This window comes from Paraglaciecola sp., assembly GCF_051252315.1.
Taxonomy (GTDB): domain Bacteria; phylum Pseudomonadota; class Gammaproteobacteria; order Enterobacterales; family Alteromonadaceae; genus Paraglaciecola.
This window is the reverse complement of record NZ_JBPOFP010000163.1, coordinates 1-7,868: the sequence shown is the minus strand read 5'-3', so window position 1 is coordinate 7,868 and position 7,868 is coordinate 1. Positions and strand designations below refer to the sequence as shown.

Annotated in this window: 8 protein-coding genes; 6 read left to right on the top strand and 2 right to left on the bottom strand. The window is 36.9% G+C overall.

What is annotated here, in order from left to right; genetic code table 11:
• From ppnN to ACSHXM_RS20005, 4 genes are all read left to right on the top strand, one after another.
• The coding region (gene ppnN, locus ACSHXM_RS20020; RefSeq protein ID WP_435691867.1) for a nucleotide 5'-monophosphate nucleosidase PpnN at window positions 1-1,306 on the top strand (1,306 nt) is incomplete at its 5' end.
• A 127-nt stretch (window positions 1,307-1,433) separates the two neighbouring features.
• Window positions 1,434-1,808 carry a DUF3192 domain-containing protein gene (locus tag ACSHXM_RS20015; protein WP_435691865.1) on the top strand — a complete coding sequence of 125 codons (375 nt, stop codon included), beginning with the start codon at window positions 1,434-1,436 and terminating at the stop codon, window positions 1,806-1,808.
• An 11-nt stretch (window positions 1,809-1,819) separates the two neighbouring features.
• On the top strand, window positions 1,820-3,565 hold the full coding sequence (locus tag ACSHXM_RS20010; protein ID WP_435691863.1) for a hypothetical protein: 1,746 nt from the start codon (window positions 1,820-1,822) through the stop codon (window positions 3,563-3,565).
• Between the two features lie 120 nt (window positions 3,566-3,685).
• Complete coding sequence (locus ACSHXM_RS20005) at window positions 3,686-3,991, top strand: ComEA family DNA-binding protein (protein WP_435691861.1); 306 nt, start codon at window positions 3,686-3,688, stop codon at window positions 3,989-3,991.
• Between the two features lie 61 nt (window positions 3,992-4,052).
• Here the strand turns inward: ACSHXM_RS20005 and galU are convergent, their stop codons facing one another.
• Window positions 4,053-4,946 (bottom strand): UTP--glucose-1-phosphate uridylyltransferase GalU, encoded by an 894-nt coding sequence (galU, locus tag ACSHXM_RS20000; RefSeq protein ID WP_435691858.1) that lies wholly within the window; start codon window positions 4,944-4,946, stop codon window positions 4,053-4,055.
• Between the two features lies 1 nt (window position 4,947).
• Complete coding sequence (locus ACSHXM_RS19995) at window positions 4,948-6,288, bottom strand: UDP-glucose dehydrogenase family protein (RefSeq protein WP_435691856.1); 1,341 nt, start codon at window positions 6,286-6,288, stop codon at window positions 4,948-4,950.
• A gap of 250 nt (window positions 6,289-6,538) precedes the next feature.
• On the opposite strand from ACSHXM_RS19995, the gene ACSHXM_RS19990 reads away from it, so the two are divergent.
• Together ACSHXM_RS19990 and ACSHXM_RS19985 are read left to right on the top strand one after the other, a co-directional pair.
• Window positions 6,539-6,937 carry a hypothetical protein gene (locus tag ACSHXM_RS19990; protein ID WP_435691854.1) on the top strand — a complete coding sequence of 133 codons (399 nt, stop codon included), beginning with the start codon at window positions 6,539-6,541 and terminating at the stop codon, window positions 6,935-6,937.
• An 81-nt stretch (window positions 6,938-7,018) separates the two neighbouring features.
• Complete coding sequence (locus ACSHXM_RS19985) at window positions 7,019-7,705, top strand: YjbF family lipoprotein (RefSeq protein ID WP_435691852.1); 687 nt, start codon at window positions 7,019-7,021, stop codon at window positions 7,703-7,705.
• Window positions 7,706-7,868 lie beyond the last annotated feature (163 nt).

The window sequence follows — 7,868 nt, the reverse complement described above, 5'->3', positions numbered from 1 at the left end:
AGAGGTGGATTTACTTAACCAATCAGCCAACGGAGAACTATATAAAACATTCCGCAATTGTTGTTTAGCTGTTTTGCATAGTGGGGCAGAAATTGATAATAGTGAAAGTATATTTGCTCCTCATAAAGATTTTAATATTAACCTTATTATTCGTGAAAGAGGTGTAAAAATAGAACTACTTAATCCTCCGGAACTAGCATTTGTCGACGGAGTATTAATAAAAGGCGTTCATGAACATCTTTTTTCAGTATTAAGAGATCTGCTTCATACCGGCGCTAAGTATTCAGCCCAATCATTAAGGTTTCCTTCTGACTCAAATTATATAACACATAGTGTTTTTGATATGTTGCGTCACGCTAATGCAATTAAAGGTACAGCCGAACTAAACATGGTCGTTTGTTGGGGCGGACACTCGATTGGTTCTGTTGAGTATCAATATACAAAAGAAGTAGGGTATCAACTTGGGTTAAGAGAATTAAACATTTGTACCGGATGCGGGCCTGGAGCGATGAAAGGTCCAATGAAAGGCGCAACAATTGGCCACGCTAAACAACGTTATAAAGTAGGTCGTTATTTAGGTTTAACTGAACCAGGCATAATCGCTGCCGAACCACCAAATGCAATTGTAAATGAACTGGTAATCATGCCTGATATTGAAAAACGACTCGAAGCATTTATTCGGTTATCACATGCCATAATAATCTTTCCCGGCGGGGCTGGAACTGCAGAAGAGTTATTGTACTTAATTGGCATAATGTTAGATGAAGATAATGCCCAACAAGTGTTGCCTATTATATTAACCGGTCCTGAACAAAGTCGTGGTTACTTTGAATCTCTTGATAAGTTTATTGGTGCAACACTCGGCGCAGAGGCACAAAACCTGTATCAAATAATTGTTGGTGATCCTAGTGAAGTGGCTAGAACAATCAAACAAAACCAACAAGAGATTAGGGGGTATCGCAAAGACATAGGTGATGCTTTTGACTTTAACTGGTCCCTAAAAATTGCGTCTGAATTTCAGACACCTTTTGAACCTAATCATGAAAACATGGCTGCACTCAACTTACATTATGACCAAGCTAAAACTGATCTTGCTGCAGCGTTGCGAAAAGCATTTTCAGGCATTGTCGCAGGAAACGTTAAAGCAGATTATGTAAAGTTAATTGAACAAGAAGGGCCTTATCAATTAAGCGGTGAACCCACTCTTATGCATATGATGGATGAATTGTTAGAATCATTCGTTTCTCAGCAGAGAATGAAATTACCCGGAAGTAAATACGTTCCATGTTATCAAGTTAGTAAATAAAATTCTCTCGCAGAACAATAGGAATAATAGTCCTTCTCAGTTAAGTCACCTAATTTTTGCGTTCAGTTAAATGCAATTAAAGGCAAAGTTTATTATGATAAAGTGGGATAGTTATTAGACACTAAGAATGAACAAAAAAGTAATAAAACGAATTGGTATAGGCGTATTTCTTTACGCTATTTTTGCGATAGCTGTTATCAAATTATACCCTGATACTCCTCTTAGTATGGATTGGGAAGATAGACAAGAATACAACCAAATTCAAATATCCCAAGTAGAGCTGGGAGTGAGTAAAGATGAAATATTGCAATTGTTAGGCAGTCCAGATATAACTGAAGCTAAGAAGATTTCAAATACTGAACTACAAGTCATGTTTTATCGTACTGGACATGTTCAAGCAGACGGCATAACAACACAAGACGAATGCACTCCTTTACTGTTCAAAAATAGTAAATTAATTGCTTTCGGAAAAAATGCCTATCAAGCATATATAGACGGGTAATATTAAGCTTTATGACGAGTGAAATACTTAAACAACACTGCATTTCACTCGTAAAACTTCTCAGTCTGTACAACACTCAGAAAATAAATAAAAAGCACCTACAAGTCACACATCAATTTTGCCAATCACTGTTAACCAGTGCAAAAACTCATCCCGATATGGTTTTTGCTCAACCCCAGCTTTATAAAAGCCAACTACCTTACACTGTTAATCTCGCATTAAATACATGTATTAACGTCTGTTTAATTGGGATAAGAAATAAAGTTGATGAATCAGTTTGCTTACAAATAATGAACGCAAGCCTGAGCTTAATTGCTTGTAATCAGGCATCAATCAATGATTACCAGTTACCAGAAAATACCAAAAGCATTAAATTATTCAAAGATAACTCATTACTTGAAACTCAACTAGATACACATAACCAACATATTTGGCACTCTGCATATTTAACTTACAAAGCGTTAAATGAGAGAAAAGTGGCATGTCTTAATCAATTAAATAAGTTACAACGTTTGGTTTACCTTGGATATAAATTGGCGATTTTGTGTACCCCCAATAAACACAGTAAAGCCGTCAAATTTGCACATGCTTTCAAACAATTATGTTTAACTTCTCCGCCCAGTTGGTATGAAACCTTAGAACCTTTACTTCAATATCCTTCTTTAGTTCCTCCTGGCACCATAATTAAACATGTCGATAACTCAATGCTCATAATTGTATCAATTAATGAGCAAGGGCTAGTCGTCAAACCAATGAAGCGCCCAACCCAAAATAGAAGTATCGAAGGTGAAGATGAAGACATTAACGTGGGCCTTATTCCGTTAACTCAGGTATCACAATTTTACCTTCCACAAAGTATCAATAAAATGAGTCAATTTAATTATTGGTGGAACGAGGATAACGAATCGTATTTGACAACAAACCCAGCGGCAAAAAGAGTATTAGCGTTCGAGCAGAAGTTAGCCTTTCAATCACCTCCACCTTCCTTACTAGTGATCCAGGATCAATTAACGAATATAAATACTGATATTTCAGTGATAACCAAAGCAATAGAGAAAGAGCCAGCATATGTTCAGCAACTTAAACAATCTGCGACAATTGGCAATAGACAAAAACAACCAGTAGAAACCATTCAACATGGATTAGCCATGTTAGGGTATGAAAGAACCAGTTGTCTTTTACTAGAACACTCATTGTTATCCCGCCTCAATCAAGAATATTTCCCACTTCAAAAGCAGTTCATAGTTTTTAGTAGTATATATTCAACAATTGCAGCAGAGATTGCTAATACTAATAAATCGATGACATATGAAATTGTCAGCTCTACTGCGTATTTTGTTTTATCACGATTATTTTCTTTGCCACAATTAAGAACAAAAATGAATTGGGAAGTCGATAACAAACGACACTTTGAAGTCAGCAATTTAATCAAAGTTAACGGCAATAACACACTAAAAAGTGGAGCTATAATTTTGGCTCAAGCGTGGCAGCAACCTGCCAATATTTTACAAGCTTTAAAGTCATACGACGCATTGGATACATTGCATAATTCAAATAAAAAACATCAACTTAGTTATATACTAGGGCTGAGTTTGATCATTGCAAAACAAGTATATTTCCAAACTCCAACAAGTTGCCCAGACACACTTAGATATAAGAATAATGCACTTGATACCCTGCACCTTTCTGATACTCAAATCACAGAAATAACAGAACAAGCCTTATCCAAAACCATGATTTACTCAACGCTCAATTAAGTAACCTGAATACTGTATAAGCCGAACCTCTCGGTAAACTTTCTTTACCAATTCTGCGCTATCTACTACATTTAACATGATGTTTTACATCGACATGGAATCAACTAGAAGGAATTATTTATGAAAAGTGTCATCCGAGTTTGTTTATTATCCGCATTGGTTATTAGCTCTTTTTCGCATCAAGTATTTGCAGATCCTGCAAAAAATAAATTAGCTCATGCTCAAAAGCATATGAGCAAAGTTAATTTAAACACAGCATCACTTGAACAGTTAGTATCGTTGCCTGGCGTAGGCAAGAAAAAAGCTGCAGCAATTATCGAATACCGTACTAAACATGGAAAATATAAATCGATCGAAGACGTAATGAAAGTAAAGGGAGTGGGTAAGAAAATGCTCACTAAATTCAAATCCCAAATAATACTTTAACAACAAAAAAGGCAGTACACATAACATGTACTGCCTTTCATTTATTAGTTTTCAATCAAAACTATAACTTAAGCTCTTTAAGAAATGTTTTAAAATCATCACCTAATTCAGGGTGACGAAGGGCGTATTCAACATTCGCCGTCATATACCCCAACTTACTACCACAATCATGGCTACTACCTTTCATGTAGTAAGCATCCACTTGTTCCATATTCATTAAAGAAGCAATGGCATCTGTAAGTTGAACCTCATCACCCGCACCTGGAGGAGTGAATTCTAATAAGTCCCAGATTTTTTCTGATAAAACATATCGTCCAACCACAGCTAAGTCAGATGGCGCGTCTTCTAACGCAGGCTTTTCTACCATGCCATGGATCTTTCCAGATTCACCTGATTTAATATCTAAGCCTTCTAAATCAACGACTCCATACTTATTAACATCTTCGTGTGGAACTCTTTCTACCATAATTTGACTAACTCGACTGGTATTATATTTTGCTACCATATCAGCCAAGTTATCTTTACTTAGGTTACTCGTATATTCGTCCACAATCACATCAGGTAATACCACGGCAAAAGGTTCATCACCCACCATTGGGCGTGCACATAACACAGCATGCCCTAAACCTTTAGCGACCCCTTGACGTACATGCATAATCGTCACATCTTTTGGAATAATGGCTTGAACGGCTTCCAAAAGCTGACGTTTAACACGTTTTTCTAATGTAGCTTCCAACTCAAAGCTGGTATCAAAATGATTTTCAATGCTATTTTTACTCGCATGAGTCACTAAGATAATTTCTTTAATACCTGCTTTTACACATTCACTTACCACGTACTGAATAAGTGGTTTGTCTACAACTGGCAACATCTCTTTTGGAATTGCCTTAGTTGCAGGTAACATTCTAGTACCTAATCCTGCAACTGGAATAACTGCCTTTTTTACTTGTCCCATTTTACTGCTCCTTAACCGATAAACCTCTACCAATTGCGTAATAGTGCAATCCGTATTCCATCATTAATTTTGGTTCAAACAAATTACGTCCGTCAAACAATAATGGGTAGGTTAGTTTTTCTTTTATTAAGTCAAAATCTGGTGCTCTGAAAGCTTGCCACTCAGTACAAATAACCAAGAAATCAGCACCTTCTAATGCCGCTTCTTTTGTACCCATTAATGACAACTCGTCACGAGTGCCATAAATACGCTGTGTTTCTTCCATAGCTTCGGGGTCGTAGGCTTTTACCTTGGCTCCTGCTGCCCACAAAGCTTCCATTAACACTCTACTTGAAGACTCTCTCATGTCATCAGTATTAGGCTTGAAAGATAAGCCCCATAAGGCAACCGTTTTACCGGCCAAATCTCCAGAAAAGTGTCTTGAGATATATGAAAACAATTTTTCTTTCTGTTTATAGTTAACTGCTTCCACTGACTCTAGTATTTGTGCTGTGTAGCCAGCTTGGCTTGCACTACGAGCGAGCGCTTGCACATCTTTAGGGAAACACGACCCACCATAACCACAACCTGGATAAATAAACTGATAACCTATTCGAGGGTCAGAACCAATTCCTCGGCGTACGTTTTCGATATCGGCCCCAAACACTTCGGCCAAGTTAGACATTTCGTTCATAAAACTAATTTTTGTGGCTAACATACAGTTAGCGGCATATTTGGTCAGTTCTGCACTACGAATGTCCATCACAATAATTTTGTCATGGTTACGATTAAACGGTGAATATAACTGACGTAATTTTTTCTCAGCTGTTTCGCTGTCAGTCCCAATTACAATACGATCCGGACGCATACAGTCGTTCACTGCAGCCCCTTCTTTAAGGAACTCTGGATTTGATACCACATCATAGGTAAAGGTTTTATTGCTACTTACTAACGTTTCAGAGACTCTAGCGCTAACCTTGTCTGCAGTACCCACCGGAACAGTTGATTTATTAATAATGATCTTGTGGGATTGCATATGGGTTGCAATTGTTTCTGCCACTGCTAATACATATTTTAAGTCAGCAGACCCATCTTCATCTGGTGGAGTTCCGACAGCAATGAAAATAACTTCGCCATGCTCAATGCCCATCGCAGCATCAGTCGTGAAGTTTACTCTGCCCGCTTCATAATTTGATTTAACCAAAGGTGTTAAACCCGGCTCATAAATTGGAATATGGCCTTCCTTTAATCGATCAACTTTTCCTTGATCAACATCAACACAAACCACATCATGACCCACTTCAGCCATAACAGCAGCCTGAACTAATCCAACATACCCAATTCCAAAAACTGTTATTTTCATTTAACCAATATCCCTCAAGCTGATTTTTACAAATACTTATACAAAAATGAGCTAATAAAAACAAAAGCCGAAAGTAAACGCAAGAACTTAGTGATATATATTAATATCATCTCCTCAGATATCCAATCTCATACTCTTTAACTACAATCACGAATAATTTATTCGTAACATCCACTAAAACTTATTGAGCTTGGTAAGCTATTCAATTAAACTTTACGAAATATTTTAAAATTATGTTCAAGGAAGTGTTATGAAAAAAGTTTTAATGGCTCTCATGGCAGTTATATGTGTTGCTGGCAACTCATTTGCCCAAGAAAACGCTGGTGGTTCAAATGCCTCAAAATCGGCATTTGGTGATATTGATGAACCCAAAATTGTAGCCGGCGCTGTAGGAGTTGCACTTCTAGGAGCTATGGTTGCTAACAACCGAGGAAGTACTACGCCAACGCCTGTAGGACCAACTTGCGGACCAGACGAAAAACTAGAAAACGGTGTATGTGTACCTGTTGATCCTGTTGACCCTGAATGTGAAGCCGATGAAGAGTTGATTGAAGGTGAATGTGTACCAATTCCTCCAACAACTACTACAACTACTACAACTACTGTTACCACTCCCGTTACAGTGACAGCAACTACCACTGCTTTATAATTGTAATATCTGTAAAAAAGCCGCCAAATGGCGGCTTTTTTATTGATATATTTAATACTTAAATTTGGATAAAGACTACTCATGAATACAAAAAATCTAATGTTTAGCACGTTAGTATTAATTTTTATCAGTGGTTGTAGCGGCACTTATCATGCTTATTACCAAACTTTAAAACTGGCATTTTCAAAACGCCAAGGAGCTTCTTTTACTCTAGCTGATGTGCAGAAATCCCAATCAGATATAGTATTAGTTAAACGTGGAGATCGCCCTGCAATTATCATGGCATTAGCCTACATAGAAAATAACGAACATAAATGGGTATCTCAGGATAATGTGCTACTGATAACGCAAGCTGGCAGAATTGTTCGAACCGTGGGGCTTAGTAAAGATTTAGTCTATGTATCAAATACCTTAGCGGATCCGTTAAAATTTTTATCCCAAAAAATGGCCGACATTGAATTAAACGTACCTTGGGCTCGAATAGTGGATTTTTCAGGTGATGAATACGGCCATCCAATATATTCAAGTTTCAATTTTCATAATAATGAAACCATCCAAGCATTGGGTTTAAATATAAATTCGACCTTAATAATGGAATCTGCAGACTATAAAACACCATCAACTTATATCCAATCAAACAATAATTGGCAGAACTATTTTTGGTACGACGAAAGCGGTGTACTGATTAAAAGTAAACAAAAGGTATCACCATTGTCAGAACCATTAGAAATAACCTACTTAAGTAGAATTGCTCGCTTAAATCAATAATTTACTGAATTAACAATGCATAAAATAGTGAAGGTGAGCCTTTTATTTTTAAGTCTAATTATATTACAAAAAAGTAACGCTTCAGTAATCATCACATTGAATCAAAAACACTATGAGTTTGAAAATTCCCCTTATTTGGTAGACGTTTTATCCCCTATTGCTC